Annotated in this window: 13 protein-coding genes; 8 read left to right on the top strand and 5 right to left on the bottom strand. The window is 74.2% G+C overall.

Annotation, left to right across the window (positions count from 1 at the left end; translation table 11 throughout):
• Positions 1–160: 160 nt before the first annotated feature.
• Entirely contained in the window at positions 161–2,932 is a 2,772-nt protein-coding gene (locus JWQ92_RS12520) for a LuxR C-terminal-related transcriptional regulator (protein WP_297344792.1), read from the bottom strand.
• Between the two features lie 270 nt (positions 2,933–3,202).
• Complete coding sequence (locus JWQ92_RS12515; RefSeq protein WP_297344791.1) at positions 3,203–3,403, bottom strand: hypothetical protein; 201 nt, start codon at positions 3,401–3,403, stop codon at positions 3,203–3,205.
• Between the two features lie 268 nt (positions 3,404–3,671).
• On the opposite strand from JWQ92_RS12515, the gene JWQ92_RS12510 reads away from it, so the two are divergent.
• On the top strand, positions 3,672–4,055 hold the full coding sequence (locus JWQ92_RS12510) for a hypothetical protein (protein ID WP_297344790.1): 384 nt from the start codon (positions 3,672–3,674) through the stop codon (positions 4,053–4,055).
• Between the two features lie 4 nt (positions 4,056–4,059).
• Entirely contained in the window at positions 4,060–4,401 is a 342-nt protein-coding gene (locus tag JWQ92_RS12505) for a YrdB family protein (protein ID WP_297344789.1), read from the top strand.
• Positions 4,402–4,415: 14 nt separating this feature from the next.
• Here the strand turns inward: JWQ92_RS12505 and JWQ92_RS12500 are convergent, their stop codons facing one another.
• Positions 4,416–5,189 (bottom strand): SDR family oxidoreductase, encoded by a 774-nt coding sequence (locus JWQ92_RS12500; protein ID WP_297344788.1) that lies wholly within the window; start codon positions 5,187–5,189, stop codon positions 4,416–4,418.
• 91 nt (positions 5,190–5,280) lie between these two features.
• Here JWQ92_RS12500 and JWQ92_RS12495 point away from each other — a divergent pair, with 91 nt between their 5' ends.
• From JWQ92_RS12495 to JWQ92_RS12470, 6 genes are all read left to right on the top strand, one after another.
• Positions 5,281–6,597, top strand: coding sequence for a bifunctional o-acetylhomoserine/o-acetylserine sulfhydrylase (locus JWQ92_RS12495; RefSeq protein ID WP_297344787.1), 1,317 nt, complete (start codon positions 5,281–5,283; stop codon positions 6,595–6,597).
• An 82-nt stretch (positions 6,598–6,679) separates the two neighbouring features.
• A complete protein-coding gene (locus JWQ92_RS12490) occupies positions 6,680–7,885 on the top strand; it encodes a homoserine O-acetyltransferase (RefSeq protein WP_297344786.1) in 1,206 nt (401 codons plus the stop codon).
• Positions 7,886–7,953: 68 nt separating this feature from the next.
• On the top strand, positions 7,954–8,700 hold the full coding sequence (locus tag JWQ92_RS12485; RefSeq protein ID WP_297344785.1) for a response regulator: 747 nt from the start codon (positions 7,954–7,956) through the stop codon (positions 8,698–8,700).
• A gap of 323 nt (positions 8,701–9,023) precedes the next feature.
• Positions 9,024–10,229, top strand: a complete 1,206-nt coding sequence (locus JWQ92_RS12480) for an ATP-binding protein (RefSeq protein ID WP_297344784.1) — start codon at positions 9,024–9,026, stop codon at positions 10,227–10,229.
• Positions 10,226–11,530, top strand: a complete 1,305-nt coding sequence (locus JWQ92_RS12475) for a hypothetical protein (protein ID WP_297344783.1) — start codon at positions 10,226–10,228, stop codon at positions 11,528–11,530. Before JWQ92_RS12480 ends, JWQ92_RS12475 begins: the two co-directional genes overlap by 4 nt.
• Positions 11,531–11,572: 42 nt before the next feature.
• The gene (locus JWQ92_RS12470) at positions 11,573–12,226 is read left to right on the top strand and encodes a response regulator transcription factor (protein WP_297344782.1); all 654 of its coding nucleotides are present in this window, start codon (positions 11,573–11,575) and stop codon (positions 12,224–12,226) included.
• A gap of 88 nt (positions 12,227–12,314) precedes the next feature.
• Here the strand turns inward: JWQ92_RS12470 and JWQ92_RS12465 are convergent, their stop codons facing one another.
• Positions 12,315–13,583, bottom strand: coding sequence for a glycosyltransferase 87 family protein (locus JWQ92_RS12465; RefSeq protein ID WP_297344781.1), 1,269 nt, complete (start codon positions 13,581–13,583; stop codon positions 12,315–12,317).
• Between the two features lie 13 nt (positions 13,584–13,596).
• The coding region (locus JWQ92_RS12460; RefSeq protein ID WP_297344780.1) for a ferredoxin--NADP reductase at positions 13,597–14,615 on the bottom strand (1,019 nt) is incomplete at its 5' end.

Genomic DNA, 14,615 nt, shown 5'->3' with positions numbered 1-14,615 from the left:
ACGGCGGCCAGCGGGCACCCGACGCCGGTCGTCCACCGCCCCGGCGCCGCTCCCGACGGTCCAGCGGACGCCGGCGCGAGGGCCGGCCGACGGCGCAGCACCCGGGACCGCCGCGGCGCGGCTGGTGCCCGGAGCCGCCCTCGGACGGGTGTGACGGTGCTCAGGCGGTGACGGTCGCGCCGAGCGCAGCCATGGCCGCCCTTCCCCCCTCGGCCGCCGTACCCCCGGCGAGGATCAGCGTGCGCGCCTGCTGGTAGCGGCTGCCGAGCGCACTCAGGCGCTCGGCGATCCCCGGCAGCGCCGGAACGTCGCCGGTGCGCAGCGCTGCGGCGCGGTCGAGCAGGGCCACGGCGATCGGATTCGGCGCGGCCACCGCGCGGCCGCGCTCGATGCGCTCCGCCGCGTCGGCCCGGCCTGCGAGCACGGCCGCCTCCGCCCAGAGCGCGGCGTACCAGGGCCGCCAGGTGGCCTCGTACCAGGAGTCGATCGGCTCCGGATCCGCCTCCATCCGCGCAACCGCTTCAGCCGCCCTGCCCCGGTGGAGCAGCACGAGGGCCTCCAGACCGCTCACCTCGAAGTCCGCCGTCTGCAGTCGGCGGGTCAGCAGCCCGAACGCGATGCGGCGCCATTCCGCGGCGCTCCGATCGTCTCCGCGCAGGGCGAAGGCAGCGGCGGCGGCCAGCGCGGACGGGCAGAGGTTCGACACCTGGGGCCGGCCGGCGCGATCCCACCCGTCGAGGAACCGATCCGCGAGGGCGACGCAGCGGGTGAGATCGCCCTCGAGAACCGCCACGAGCATCGGCCGGGACGCGGCGACGTGCTGCTCGCCGCCGAGGTAGGGGATCGAGAGCAGCCGGTCCGCGAGGCGGCCGGCGAGCGGGAGATCGCCGACCCCGAGGGCGCATTCCGCCGACATGCAGAGCGCGTCCAGAAGCTCCATGCCGACCTCCGGCGCGAGCGCGACCGGCGCGAGCAGCTCGATGCGGCGCACGGCGCTCGCCGTCGCTCCGATGAGGTCCCCGGACTGCAGCTGCGGAGCGCAGAGGCCGTCCAGCGCGGCGCTCTCGCCGATCACGTCGCCCTCCGCGCGGGCGAGCTCCAACGCCCGTGCGGCGAGCTCCATGGCCCGCGGCTCCTCGGGCGGGACCGCGAACGCCTCCGCCGTGGCGAGCCGCGAGCGCGCGACGCGGTCGTCCCCCGCGAGGAGCCGGGCCTCCGCGAGCAGCGGTTCGACGTCCTCGGGACGTGGACGAGGCACCAACATGCCGGACCCGCGGTTGATCAGCTCGGCCGCCCGGGCGAGTTGGATCGCCGCCTGGAACGGTTCACCCGCGCGCACGAAGGCGTCCGCCGCCTCCCTCCGGAGCCGGAGCGACTCCGTGCCGAACTGGCGCGCCTCGGCGGCGCCGGCGGCGGCCTGGAACCGGGCCGCCGCCGTCGCGTCGTCCGGAGCGAGCGCGGCCGCCTCCTCGAAGCGTCGCTGGGCCTCCGCGGGAAGGCCGCGGGCGAAGAGGGCGGACGCGAGCCGGCTCGCGAGCCCGAACGCGAGCTCCCGGCACTCGGGCCGGGTGCGCGCCCAGGCGAGCGCCGCGCGGAGGTCCTCCACGACGGCGTCGAAGTCCTGATGCCAGGAGGCGGCCTCCCCGGCCGCCACCGGCAGCGCCTCCGCACGCCGGACGCACCAGGCGAGGTGCGCGGACCGCGCGGTCAGCGTCTCCCCGTTGTCGGCGAGCCGCTCCGCGCCGTACTGCCGGATGGTCTCCAGCGCGGCGTAGCGGGTGTCGCTCCCACCCAGCTCGGCACTGAGCAGGCTGCTGTCGACGAGCTCGGCGAGCACTCCGAGCACCGTGGCGGGCGACAACCCGTCGCCCGCGACGGTGTTGGCGTCGGTCGCGGAGAACGGGGCGGCGAACACCGAGATCCGCCGGAGCACGGACTGGTCGGCGGCCGGGAGCAGGGCGTAGCTCCAGTCGAGCGTGGCGCGGAGCGACCGGTGGCGGGCGTCCGCCCTGCGGCCACCCGACAGCAGGGGCAGCCGGTCGGCCAGGCCCGCCTCGAGCCCGTCGAGGCCCAAGGCCGGCAGCCGCGCCGCGGCGAGCTCGATCGCAAGCGCGATCCCGTCGAGCGCGGCGCAGACCGAGGTGATCCTCCGCCGCAGCTCCGGTCCGAGCGTCGCCCCGGCGGCACGTGCACGCGCCTCGAACAGCTGCACGGCGTCGCCGGGCTCGTCGGCCGTCCCGGTGGAGAGGCCGGGCACGGGGAAGACCCACTCGAACGGCACCGCCAGCCGGGTGCGGCTCGTGGCCAGGACGGTGAGGCCGGGACTCGCGAGCAGCAGCTGCTCGAGCAGCGCAGCGACCCCGTCGACCAGGTGCTCGCAGTTGTCGAGCACGAGCAGGAGCTCCCGGTCGGTGAGCCAGGAACCGATCCCGTCGACGAGGGAGTGCCCTTGGCGCTCGTGGATGCCGAGGACCGCGGCGATCGCGGCCGGGACCGCGCCCGGATCGTTCACCGGCACGAGGTCGACGTACCAGGCGCCGCCTGCGTACCGCTCGCTCGCCTCCGCCGCCACCATCTGGGCGAGCCGCGTCTTGCCCACGCCACCCGGGCCGAGGGCGGTGACGAGCCGTTGATGCGCGAGGGCGGCGGCCAGGGCCTCCCGCTCCGCCACCCGGCCGATGAAGGAGGTGACCGTGCTGCGCCGCGGCGCCTCCGCGGTCGGGTCGAGCAGCGCGGGGGCCAGGGCGATGAGCGCGCGTCGGTCGGGCGCGGCGACCTTCCGCAGCAGCGCGGCGACGTGGCTCTCGACGGTGCGCACCGAGATGTAGAGCCGGGCGGCGATCTCCGCGTTCGTCAGGTGCTCGGCGACCGCGCGGAGCACCTCCGCCTCCCGAGGCGAGAGCTCCGCGGTCACCGCCCGCACGCCGGTCACGCGGAGATCATCCCGCGTGCCGGCGACGGTGGACAGGGTCAATCCCGCGCGGCGGCCCGGACGGCCGCGACCGGCAGGAGGTGGACGACCCCCGCCTCGTCCGGGGAGCGGTCCGCCGGATGCGATGGTCGGGCCGGCGGGCGCCGAGTGCGAACCGGCGAAGCGGCGCCGTCCCCGGCATGTCGATCGACCGGGACACGGGCGGGATCATCCTTCCCCGGCAGGACCGTGCACAGGCCGTGAGCGCATCGGCCGCTCCCGCCCGACCGTTCAGGCCGCGGCGGAACGGTCCACGTCGACGGCCGGCGCGAGGGAGGCGGGGCGGCGGAACGGCCGCGCGATCACGGCGAGAAGCGCCGCGAATCGCGCCCGGCGCTCGCCCGGCGTGCTGCGCTCGACGCGGAGGGAGGCCCTCCGGTCGACCTGCACCTGGCGGGCGAAATCGGTGTGGAGGCTGCTGGACGGGAACATGATCGGCTCCTTCTGGTCGGGATGACCTGAAGGTTCGTCCTGGGCGACGGGCCGCACATCCGTGCCCACCACCCAACCGACCACTGATCCGTGCGCTGGGTGCCGGGCACGGATCGGCCCGGCGGAGGGGGCGGCCGATCCGAGGTCCCCTGCCGTTCCGCGAGTCCGGTGCCGCGGCCGCTCCTCCCCAGGTGCTGCTGGACCGGTCCAGGTCCGGCGACGGACCGCCGGTTCCCGCGTGACCGGTCCGTGACGCCACCATCCCGGCATGACCGCTCCGCTCAGCGCCCCCACCGACGCCGACCTGTTCGAGACCGTCTCCTCCCTCGTCGGCCCTGCCGCCCGCGTGCAGCTCTGGCTGTTCCCCCTCGACGCCGACGGTGTCCCCGTCCGGGTCGTGATCCCGATCGAGGACGTCCCCCTCGATCCGGGCGTGATGCCGCGCCTCGGGGCGAGCGTGACCGAGATGGCCGAACTCGGCGGCTGGGCCGCCCTGGTGCTCGTCTGGGAGCGGCCCGGCCCGCCCTGGCTCTCGGCGCGCGAGGAGGAGGTCGTCGCGGCGTTCCGCAGCGCCAGCGGGATCCCGCTTCGCGCCGAGTTCCTCTCGCACGACACCGGCGTCCGCCGCGTCCGGTCCGGCACGGCAGCATGAGGGGATGCGTCTCGCCGTCCTGACGAACGCCGTGCTCGCCCTGCTCACCGAGCTGGGGCTGCTCGCGGCGGCGATCGCGATCGCCCTGCTCAGCCCGCTGCCGCCCGCCGCCCGGATCGTGCTCGCGGTGCTGCTGCCTTCCGCGGTGATCGCGGTCTGGGGCGTCCTGCTCGCCCCGCGCTCGTCCCGCCGGGTCGGGGCGCGAGCGCGGCTGCTCACGGAGGCGGTCCTCTTCGCGCTGGCGGCCGTCGGCCTCTCGGTGGTCGGCGCCGCGCTGCCGGCCGTGCTGCTCACCGTCGCCGCCGGCGCCCGCCTGATCCTGGGCGCCGCGATCGGCCGCGTCTGAGCCCGTCCCGGGCGTCAGCGCTTGACGGCCAGCGGTCCTTTCACGAGCTTGGTCGGAGCGGCCTGCGCCACCGGCTTGATCGTGATGAGGTCGAGGTTCACGTGCCGCGGCAGCTCGACGGCGCCGACGATGCTCTCGGCGACGTCGTCGCCGGTCAGCGGCTCCGGCACCTCGGCGTAGACGGCGTCCGCGCGGACCCGGTCGCCGCCGAAGCGGTTCAACGAGAACTCCTCCGTGCGCACGAGGCCCGGCGCCACCTCGATGACGCGGATCGGCTCGCCTGCCAGCTCGAGTCGCAGCACCGCGACGAGGGCGTGCTCGGCGAACTTCGCCGCGTTGTACCCACCACCGCCCTCGTAGGCGACGTGCCCGGCGATCGACGTGACGGTCACCACGTCCGCGGACCCGGTCGCCTCGGCGCCGTCCCGCAGCAGCGGCAGCAGGGCGGATGTGACCCGCTTCGTCGCGATCACGTTCGCCTCGAACATCCAGCGCCAGTCCTCGACGCTCCCGGCTTCGACGGTGTCGAGGCCGCGCGCGCCGCCCGCGTTGTTCACCAGGGTCGTGAGCGGACCGCCGGCCGCCACCTCGGCTGCGAGCCGCGCCACGTCGGCCTCGACCGTGAGGTCCGCGACCACGAAGTCGCATCCCGTCTCCGCGGCGAGGGCGGCGAGCCGCTCCTGCCGCCTCGCCACCGCGACCACGTCCCAGCCGTGCTCCCGGAACCGCCGGACGGTCGCCGCCCCGATCCCCGTGCTGGCGCCGGTCACCACTGCTCGCCGAGTCATGCGTCCATTCAAGGGCACGACGGCTGCGGCTTCGTTACGGCGTGTGTCGCCCGCGCTGTCGCCGAACCCGCCGTCTTCCTACGGTGAGGCCATGAGCGAGCACTCCTGGCACTTCGAGACCGAGCAGATCCATGCCGGCGCTGCCCCCGACCCCGTGACCAACGCGCGGGCGACCCCCATCTACAAGACGACCTCGTACGTCTTCAACTCCGCAGACCACGCGAGGAACCTGTTCGCGCTGGCCGAGTTCGGCAACATCTACAACCGCATCCAGAACCCGACCCAGGCGGTCGTCGAGGAGCGGCTCGCGAACCTCGAGGGCGGCACGGCCGGGCTGCTGCTCGCGTCCGGTCAGGCGGCGGAGACCTTCGCCGTGCTGAACATCGCGCAGGCGGGCGACCACATCGTCTCGTCGAGCTCGATCTACGGCGGCACCTACAACCTCTTCAAGTACACCCTCGCGAAGCTCGGCATCGAGACGACCTTCGTCGAGGACCAGGACGACCCGGAGGCGTGGCGCGCGGCGGTCCGGCCGAACACCAAGCTCTTCTTCGCGGAGACGATCGGCAACCCGAAGATCAACATCCTCGACATCCGCACGGTCGCCGACGTCGCGCACGAGCACGACATCCCCCTGATCGTCGACAACACGATCGCGACCCCGTACCTGATCCGCCCCTTCGAGCACGGGGCCGACATCGTCGTGCACTCGGCCACGAAGTTCCTCGGCGGCCACGGCACGGTCGTCGCCGGGGCCATCGTGGACGGCGGGCGCTTCGAGTGGAGCAAGCACGTCGACAAGTTCCCCGGCCTCACCGAGCCCGACCCCTCGTACCACGGCGCCTCCTACACGACGGCGGTCGGTGACGGCATCGCCTACATCATCAAGGCGCGCGTCCAGCTGCTCCGCGACATCGGCGCCGCCGTCTCCCCGGACACCGCCTTCAGCCTGATCCAGGGCATCGAGACGCTGTCGCTGCGGATCGAGCGGCACGTGAAGAACGCGCAGGACATCGCCGAGTGGCTCGAGAACCACGAGGACGTCGCCAGCGTCAACTACGCCGGCCTGCCGTCGAGCCCCTGGTACGCGGCGGCCAACCGCTACGCCCCGAAGGGCGTCGGCGCTGTCGTGTCGTTCGAGCTGAAGGGCGGCGTGGACGCCGGCCGCCGCTTCGTCGAGAGCCTGAACCTGTTCAGCCACCTCGCGAACATCGGCGACGTGCGGTCCCTCGTCATCCACCCGGCGTCGACGACGCACTCGCAGCTCACGCCCGAGCAGCAGCTCACGACCGGGGTCACGCCCGGCCTCGTGCGCCTCTCGATCGGACTCGAGCACATCGACGACCTGAAGGCGGACCTCGAGGCCGGCCTCACCGCGGCCCGCGCCTTCCAGGAGACGTCGGTCTGACCGTTCCGCACGCACCGCGGGGGGCGTCCTCGTCGTAACACGACGGGGACGCCCTTCGCGCTCCACGGATACTGGGCGGGACATGGACTGGCAGATCTCGGAGGACTCCGAGGCGGCGCGCCCGATCACGGACGCCGACGCCCGGCAGCTGCTCGGAAAGCCACGCGCGAGCGGCGCGTGGCGCGAGGGCGACCCCGTCGGCGACCGCCGGTTCGTGTCCGTCGGAGCCCTGCCGCTCGAGACCGGCGGCTCGCTGCCGAGCGTGCGGGTCGCGTACGAGCAGTGGGGGCGGCTCTCCGCCGCGCGGGACAACGCCGTGCTCGTGCTCCACGCCCTCACCGGTGACGCGCACGTCGTCGGCCCCGCTGGACCCGGTCAGCCCACCGCCGGATGGTGGGAGGGCATGGTCGGCCCCGGACTTCCCATCGACACGGACCGCTGGTTCGTGGTCGCGCCGAACATCCTCGGCGGCTGCCAGGGCACCACCGGGCCCGCGTCGCTCGGCCCCGACCTCGCGGAATGGGGCGGCCGCTTCCCCTTCCTCACGATCCGGGACCAGGTCGCGGCCCAGGCGGCCTTCGCCGATGCGCTCGGCATCGAGCGGTTCGCGGCGATCGTCGGCGGCTCGATGGGCGGGATGCACGCCCTCGAATGGGCGGTCGGCCTGCCCGACCGCGTCGAGCGCGTCGCGGTGCTCGCGGCGCCGGCGGCGTCGACCGCCGACCAGATCGCGCTGAACTCGGTGCAGACCGAGGCGGTGCGCGCGGACCCGCGCTTCCACGGCGGCGACTACTACGACGCGGCCGACGGCGAGGGCCCGCACCGGGGGCTCGCCCTCGCCCGGCGGATGGCGCTGCTCAACTACCGCAGCCCGGGCGAGCTGAACGAGCGGTTCGGCCGGTCGTGGCAGAGCGAGGTGTCCCCGCTCGGCGCGCACGGCCGGTTCGCCGTCGAGTCCTACCTCGACTTCCACGGGAACCGGTTCCCCCGCCGCTTCGACGCCAACAGCTACATCCGCCTCGTCGACGCGATGAGCTCGCACGACGTGGGGCGCGGCCGCGGCGGCGTGGAGGCGGCGCTCGGGGGGATCAGCGCCCCGACACTCGTGCTCGGGATCGACTCCGACCGGCTCTACCCGCTCGCCGACCAGCAGCGGATCGCGAGGGCCGTGCCGACGAGCCTCGACGGCCCGGCGCCCCTCGTGCTGTCCTCCCCCTTCGGCCACGACGCCTTCCTCATCGAACGGGACGCCGTGGGCGCGGCCATCGCCCGCTTGCTCGCCGTCTGAGCGATCGCTGGGGTCGAGGCGCCCCCGGGGGCGTCCGGGCCCTACGATGAGGGCCCGGGAGGGACGGCATGACGGTCGAGGAGCGACAGGTCGGCAGGGTGACGGCGCCGGTCGGCACGCATCCGCAACCGGCCGGGCATCCGGCTCACCGCAGGCCGATCGACGGCTCCGCTCCGCACCGCGTGCGGGTCGCGATCATCGACGACCACCGCCTCCTCGTCGAGGGCCTCGCCGCTCGCCTCGGCGCCGCACGCACACGCATCGAGGTCGCCGTCGCGCTGACGAGCTGGGAGCAGCTGCTCGCGCACGAGGTGTTCCCGGTCGACGTCGTGGTCGTCGAATACAACCTCGAGGACGGCGTGCCGTTCGACCAGAAGCTGCGCTCCCTCGAGGAGAGCGGCATCCCCGTCGTCGCGCTCGCGCGGTCCGGCGATCCTGCGACCGTGCACGCCGCCCTCTCCGCCGGTGCAGCGGCGTTCGTCGCGAAGAACGAGTCCGCGGACGAGCTCGTCGCGGCCGTGCACGATGTGGCCGCCGGCCGCGAGCATCGCTCCCCCGCCGTCGCCGCCGCCCTGCAGGAGTACGCGAACCGAGCGGATCCGAGCCTCGGCAAGCAGGAGCTCGTCGCCCTGCAGCTCTATGCCGGCGGCCGCAGCGTGCACGAGGTCGCGATCCACATGGCGACCACCGATCAGACGGCGAAGAGCTACATCAAGCGCGGGCGGCGCAAGTACCGCGCCGCCGGCATCGACCTCGGCACGAAGCTGCTGCTGCGGCGCCACGCGATCCGCGAGGGCTGGATCCCGCCGGAGTGAACGCCGGGCCGCAGGAGCCGGTTCCTTCGCGTCGCTCGGCGACGTGACGGAAGTGCGAGAGGGAGAGCCGGGAGCGCGGGCGAGGGCCGACGGGCCCTGCCGGACCGGGGAGTCCCGCCTCCGCCGCGACGCCGGTTCCGAGGGCCGGCGCGGCCCTCGGCGGATCGGGATGACACGGACGGGTCACGCAGCTGAGACGCCTCGGGAACACAAAACCTTCAACCGGCGCGGCACCCCCTGTCCGGGGCACGCCCTGTGGTTCCATGACGACTCGCGCACCGCACCCCCGCGTCCTGCGCGCCGACACCTCCCCAGCGGAAGTCATGGAACGCATCCTCAAGCAACGCGATCGACTCCTCGCCGCGAGCGCCCGACTCATCGGCCTCACGTCGACCGCGGTCGCGTTCCTGCTCCTCGTGCTCGGCGGGACGCCGCTGCCGGCGCTGCTGATCGCGCTGCCGCTGTTCGTCGTGCTCGCCGGCGTGCAGTTCCGGATGGGATCGACCAAGGCGGTCGAGTGGCCCATCGCGAGCATCGTCCTCGGGCTCGCGACGATCGTGCTGCTCCGCTGCGAGGTCGCGGGCGCCTTCGCCGGCTGGATCGGCGTCACCGGCACCGCGATCGTGCCGCTTCCGGTCGCCGACGCGATGCGGGTGCTCTCGTCCGCGTCGATCGCGGCCGCCGGCATCCTGCTCACCATCAGCCTCGGCCGGATGCTCGTCCTCGTCGGCGCGTTCGCGGCGACGATGATCACCGTCGTGGTCGTGTTCGCCGGCCAGCCGCTTCTCGGGCTCGCAGCCCTGTCCACACTCGCCGGGTGGAGCGGTCTCGTCGCCGCCGGCTCGGTGCTCTCCGCCGGCCTGCTGCGGGCGGCCCGACGCGTCTCCTCGATCGGCCGCGCGCACCGCAGCGAGCGCCAGGCGAGCGAGACGGAGGCGCAGCGCCGCCAGGGCGCCCGACTCCTGCACGACACGGTGCTCGCCACGCTCACGCTGCTCGCGCACTCCGGCGTGGGTGTCAGCCGTGAGGCGCTCCGGCGGCAGGCGGGCGACGACGCCCGTCTGCTGCGCCAGCTGCGCCTCTCCGCCACGCCGCTCAGCATGAGCGCCGGCGCGCAGGGGGGCGAGGAGACCGCCGACGGCGGCTCCGGCGACCCGGGCGGCTCGCTCGAGAGCGTCCGCAACCGCTTCGAGCGGCTCGGCCTCGACGTCAGCTGGCACGGCGCCGCATCCGTCACCCTGCCCCCCGGCAAGCTCGACGCCTTCCTCCTCGCCCTCGGCGAGTGCCTCGAGAACGTGCGCCGGCACTCCGGGGTCAAGGAGGCGCACGTCACCATCACCGACGACGAGACGACCGTGCGCGCCCTCGTCACCGACAACGGAACCGGATTCGAGCCCGCCGCGGTCCCCGCGGGCAAACTCGGCTACCGGGAGTCGATCGTGGGCCGCCTCGTCGAGATCGGCGGCAACGCCCGCGTCTTCTCGGCGCAGGGTTCGGGCACGACCGTGGTCCTGGAGGTCCCCCGATGACCGTCGCCCCCGAGCAGGAGCTCGCCGAGGCCTCGCTGCTCGCGCCCCGCCGGGCCCACCGCTCCGCCACACCCGACCGCGACGACGTCGTCCGCCGCCTCCCGGCCCTGCGCCTGCCACGGGCCTCCGCCACGCGCCCCGCGCGGACGAGCCTCGGCACCGGCTTCCTCGGCATCGCCGCCACGATCCTCGCGGTGCTGCTGCTCTGCTTCGACATCGGCCGGTTCGCCTTCGAGTGGCACTCCTACCCGGCCCCCGGCCTCGCCGCGCTCGCCTGGCTGCTGCTCGCCGGGCTGCTCGTCGGGCTCGCGTTCGCGTCGCGGGCTGCGGGCGACACGTTGAACGCCTGGATCGGCGGTGCGCTGATGGCCGGCCTCGCGGGGGTCGTCGCGCTCGACGCGTGCGCCGTCTGGGGCGGCGGCGACCTCGCCCGCGACCTCACCGCGGCGCCGGCCACCGCGCTCGTGCTGCTCGCGATGGTCGGCGTGCGCTCGAGCCGCAGCATCATGGCCGCCGCCGGCGCCCTCGGCCTCGTGCTCGCCGTGCTCGTGCTCGCGTCCTGGTCCGGCTCTCCCGTGCCTCCCGGCGGACTCGAGTCGGCGGTCGCGATGATCGGCCGCGCCGTGCTGCCGCCGGTGCTCGCCGCCCTGATCGTGCACACCTTCCGGCGCATCGTCGGCCGCGAGCTCGAACGGGTGCTCGTGCAGTCGACCGTGTCCGCACCGCGCTTCGCGGTCGGGATGCTCGCATCGGAGGAGCTCGCGCGGCTCGACCTCGCCGCGGAGCAGCTGCTCGACTCGGTCGCGACCGGCCGCACCCGCCTTCCCCTGAATCCTGCGTCGGCACAGGCCGCCGCGGAGCTCGCCACCGAGCTGCGGCTGCACCTGATCGAAGGCCGCAGGCAGACGTGGCTGTACCACGCGATCAGCGAGTCCGAGCTGCTCGGCCGGGCGGTCACGCTGTCCGACCCGGAGTCCCTCGCCGGCCTGCTCGACCCGAAGCAGCGCGACGCCCTGCTGCAGGCGGTGTGGCTGATGCTCGGCGACACCCCGGAGCGGTCGCGCCGCAGCGCCACGAGGGTCGCGATCGAGATCACGATCGGCCCGGCGAAGCCCGTCGAAGGCAAGGCGAAGACCCTGCGGGTGCCGATCGTCATCCAGACCACCGGCGTGGCGCGCAGCCGGGTCGACCCGGCCACGTGGGACGCTATGCGCAAGGTCGGGCGCCACATCGACTCCCAGCGCGGTGGCAGCCTCTGCGTCGAGATCGACTGCGTGGTCGAGAAGCCCGCTGAGCGCTGACCGGCCCGTCCGTCCCCAACGGCGAAAGCAAAGGACCTCACCGTGACCGACTCCGGCACCATCCGTCTCGCCCTCGTCGACGACCACAAGATGCTCCTCGGCGCCCTGACCGAGTGGATCCGTGGCGCCGCGAGTGACATCCAGCTGGTCGCGGCGGTGACCACCTTCCCCGAGCTCCTCGCGCACCCGGGCTTCCCGGTCGACGTCGTGCTGCTGGACGTCGACCTCAAGGACAACACGCCTGTGTCGCTGCGTCTCGCGCAGCTGAAGCAGACGGGCGTCTCGACCGTGCTCATGTCGAGCTACACCGAGCCGAACATCGTGCGCGAGGCGCTCGCGTCCGGCGCCCTCGGCTACGTGCCGAAGAGCGAGGACGTGTCGATGATCGTGAACGCGATCCGCGCCGCCCACCGCGGTGAGGCCTACATCTCGGCGGAGCTCGACCTCGCGATCAACTCCGGCGACGTCGGCGGTTCCCCGAAGCTCTCCGCGCAGGAGCGCCGCGTCATGGCGCTCTACGGCGGCGGCGAGCCGGTGAAGACGGTCGCCTACGAGCTCGGGATCTCCGAGGAGACCGCGAAGTCGTACCTCAAGCGGATCCGCGAGAAGTACCGCGTCGCCGGCTTCGACGTGGGTACGAAGGTCGCGCTGCGCAAGCGCGCGATCCACGACGGCATCCTCCTCCAGACCGACTGAGCCGCGACCACCCGCATGCGCGGGTGCAGTCCGCGCGTGCTGCTGCGGAGCCCGCCAACGGGCCCATCCGCACGCCCGCGCACGCCGGTCAGGATCCGACGCGGTCGGCCTCCAGGTCGGCGATCGGCTCCGCCCGCTCGAGCGCGCCCGGATGGGCGCGGAGCAGGGCCCCCATCGTCCAGGCCAGGAGCACCAGCTCCAGCAGGTTCCGCAGCTCGAGCACGCCGATCATCCAGGGCACCGCGTCGATGACCAGCAGGTAGCACCACGGGTAGACGAGCTGGGTGAGCAGGGCCATCACCAGGACGAGGATCGCGGGGAAGCGGAACCTCCGGGTGGTCGCGAGCCCCAGCACCACGGGCGCCGCGAACCACGTGAGGTACTGCGGCGAGCCGACCTTGTTGAGCGCGACGAAGGCCGAGACGAGGCCCAGCGCCGTGAGCGCGAGCACCTCCCCGTCCGCGGCCCCACGCAGCCGCGCGACCACGGCGAGCACGACGACGACGAGCACACCGATCGCCAGCACGGCGGTCATCGCCTCGGAGATCGCCTGCACGCCCTCGCCCGCGACCTGGAACGTGAGGATGTCCCGGTCGTAGTAGACGGAGGCGCCCGGCAGCCCGAGCACGACGTCGATCAGCCACAGCCCCGTGACCGGCGCCTCGATCTGCAGCCCGCGACCCGTCTGCGCGGCGATGAACGAGAAGACGTTCCGCCCGGCTCCGAGCGCCACCGCGACGCCGATCACGACGGCCGAGGTCAGGGCGACGCCGGTGATCACCGCCGCCGTGCGGCGGCCCGCGACGAGCATCGCGGCGAGCACGGCGGCCGGCCACACCTTGATCCAGGTGGCGATCGACAGGAGCACCGCGGCGAGCGTCGGCCGTGTCGAGACGGCCAGCACACCGGCGAGCGCGACCGGGACGGCGACCGCGTCGATCCGCCCGATCGCGACGGGGCCGAGGCAGGCGGTGAAGACGACCCACCACCAGGCGAGGCGGAGATCTCGGCGGAGCAGCAGCACCAGGGCGCCCGCGTCGAGCAGGGTGACGAGCAGCACCCAGAGGAGTGCGTACGCGCCGTCCCCCGCCACCGAGGCGAGCAGCATGGGCACGACCGCGAGCAGCGGGTAGACCCAGGCGGTATCGATGCCGACGAGCCGCCCCTGCGCATGCCAGGTGTCGATCCAGAAGCGGTAGACCCCGGTCACGTCGCCGAACGGGGTCGGATCGGCGAACGGGCCGACCAGACCGGGGACGAGCCCGAGCAGGCCGAGCCCCACGTGCACCAGGACGAATGCGCCGACGAGCACCGGGATGCCGGGGAGCCGGCGCACGGTCCCGGTGCTCCCCCTCACGGGGCGAGCGTACTCAGTAGCCGGCGAACACGTCGGTGCGGATCCGTCGCACCCCGGCCGCGCGGAGCACGCCCCTGGCCCGGCTCACGAACGCGGCGGTGCCCGACACGTACGCGCGGCGCGCCGCCGGATCGGGCAGCACGCCGCGAAGCGTCGCGGCGTCGAAGCGCTGCGCGACGTGCCAGTGGTCGGGCACGGGACCGAGCGCCTCCGGGTCGGGGCACACGAGGAGCACACGTGCGCCGCTGGCCTCGAGCACCTCGCGGTAGGGCACGTCCTCACCGGTCGGCACCCGGTCGACGAGCAGCACGTCCCGGGCGGCCGCGCCCGCGGCGACGGCGCGGCGCTCCGCCTCGAGCTGGCTGATGAACGGGGTGATCCCGATCCCGCTCGCGACGAGCAGCAGCGGGAGCCCGCGGTCGGCGGGCAGCGTGAAGGCGCCCGACACCGTGACCGCTCGCACCGGGCTGCCGATCGGCAGCACGTCGAGCGCCTGCTTGAACGTCGACATCGGCTCACGCGTGCGGACCGCGACGCGGACGGCGGGGTCGCCGGGCGGCGAGACGATCGTGAGCGTGCGGCGGATCCCGCGCCGGTCCGCGCCGTGGTGCGGCAGCTGCAGCTCGAGGTACTGGCCGGCGAGATGCCGCACCGGACGGTCGGGCCGGAACGCGTACTCGGTCGCGCTCGCAGTGAGGGGCCTCCGCCCGACGAAGCGGAGCTGCGCGGCGGCCGGACGAGCGAGCAGCAGGGCGAGCACGTTGCCGACGAGCACGGCGAGCTCCGGGCTCGGTCCGAAGGTCAGCACACGGAACGGGAGCACGTACGGCAGCGCGAGCAGCACGGCGACGACCACCGCGACGAGGATCCGCTGGCCGGTGCGCGGCGGCAGCGTCACGGGCTCGGTGAGCATGAATCCGGCGAGGAAGACGAGCGGTGTGCTCGTCAGGGCCGCAGCGAGGGCCGGGAGCGGCTCGGCGCCCTGCGCGGCGGAGGCGGCCGTCTCGAGCGCCGCGCCCGCTGCGACGAGCA

Source organism: Amnibacterium sp. (genome assembly GCF_025463795.1).
Lineage (GTDB): Bacteria > Actinomycetota > Actinomycetes > Actinomycetales > Microbacteriaceae > Amnibacterium.
This window is presented reverse-complemented; position numbering and strand designations above follow the sequence as displayed.

Coding starts and splice junctions, on each gene's coding strand:
- JWQ92_RS12505 (WP_297344789.1), top strand. CDS start 4,060: ATGCGTCTCGCCGTCCTGACGAACGCCGTGCTCGCCCTGCTCACCGAG.
- JWQ92_RS12480 (WP_297344784.1), top strand. CDS start 9,024: ATGGAACGCATCCTCAAGCAACGCGATCGACTCCTCGCCGCGAGCGCC.
- JWQ92_RS12485 (WP_297344785.1), top strand. CDS start 7,954: ATGACGGTCGAGGAGCGACAGGTCGGCAGGGTGACGGCGCCGGTCGGC.
- JWQ92_RS12475 (WP_297344783.1), top strand. CDS start 10,226: ATGACCGTCGCCCCCGAGCAGGAGCTCGCCGAGGCCTCGCTGCTCGCG.
- JWQ92_RS12490 (WP_297344786.1), top strand. CDS start 6,680: ATGGACTGGCAGATCTCGGAGGACTCCGAGGCGGCGCGCCCGATCACG.
- JWQ92_RS12515 (WP_297344791.1), bottom strand. CDS start 3,403: ATGTTCCCGTCCAGCAGCCTCCACACCGATTTCGCCCGCCAGGTGCAG.
- JWQ92_RS12500 (WP_297344788.1), bottom strand. CDS start 5,189: ATGACTCGGCGAGCAGTGGTGACCGGCGCCAGCACGGGGATCGGGGCG.
- JWQ92_RS12510 (WP_297344790.1), top strand. CDS start 3,672: ATGACCGCTCCGCTCAGCGCCCCCACCGACGCCGACCTGTTCGAGACC.
- JWQ92_RS12495 (WP_297344787.1), top strand. CDS start 5,281: ATGAGCGAGCACTCCTGGCACTTCGAGACCGAGCAGATCCATGCCGGC.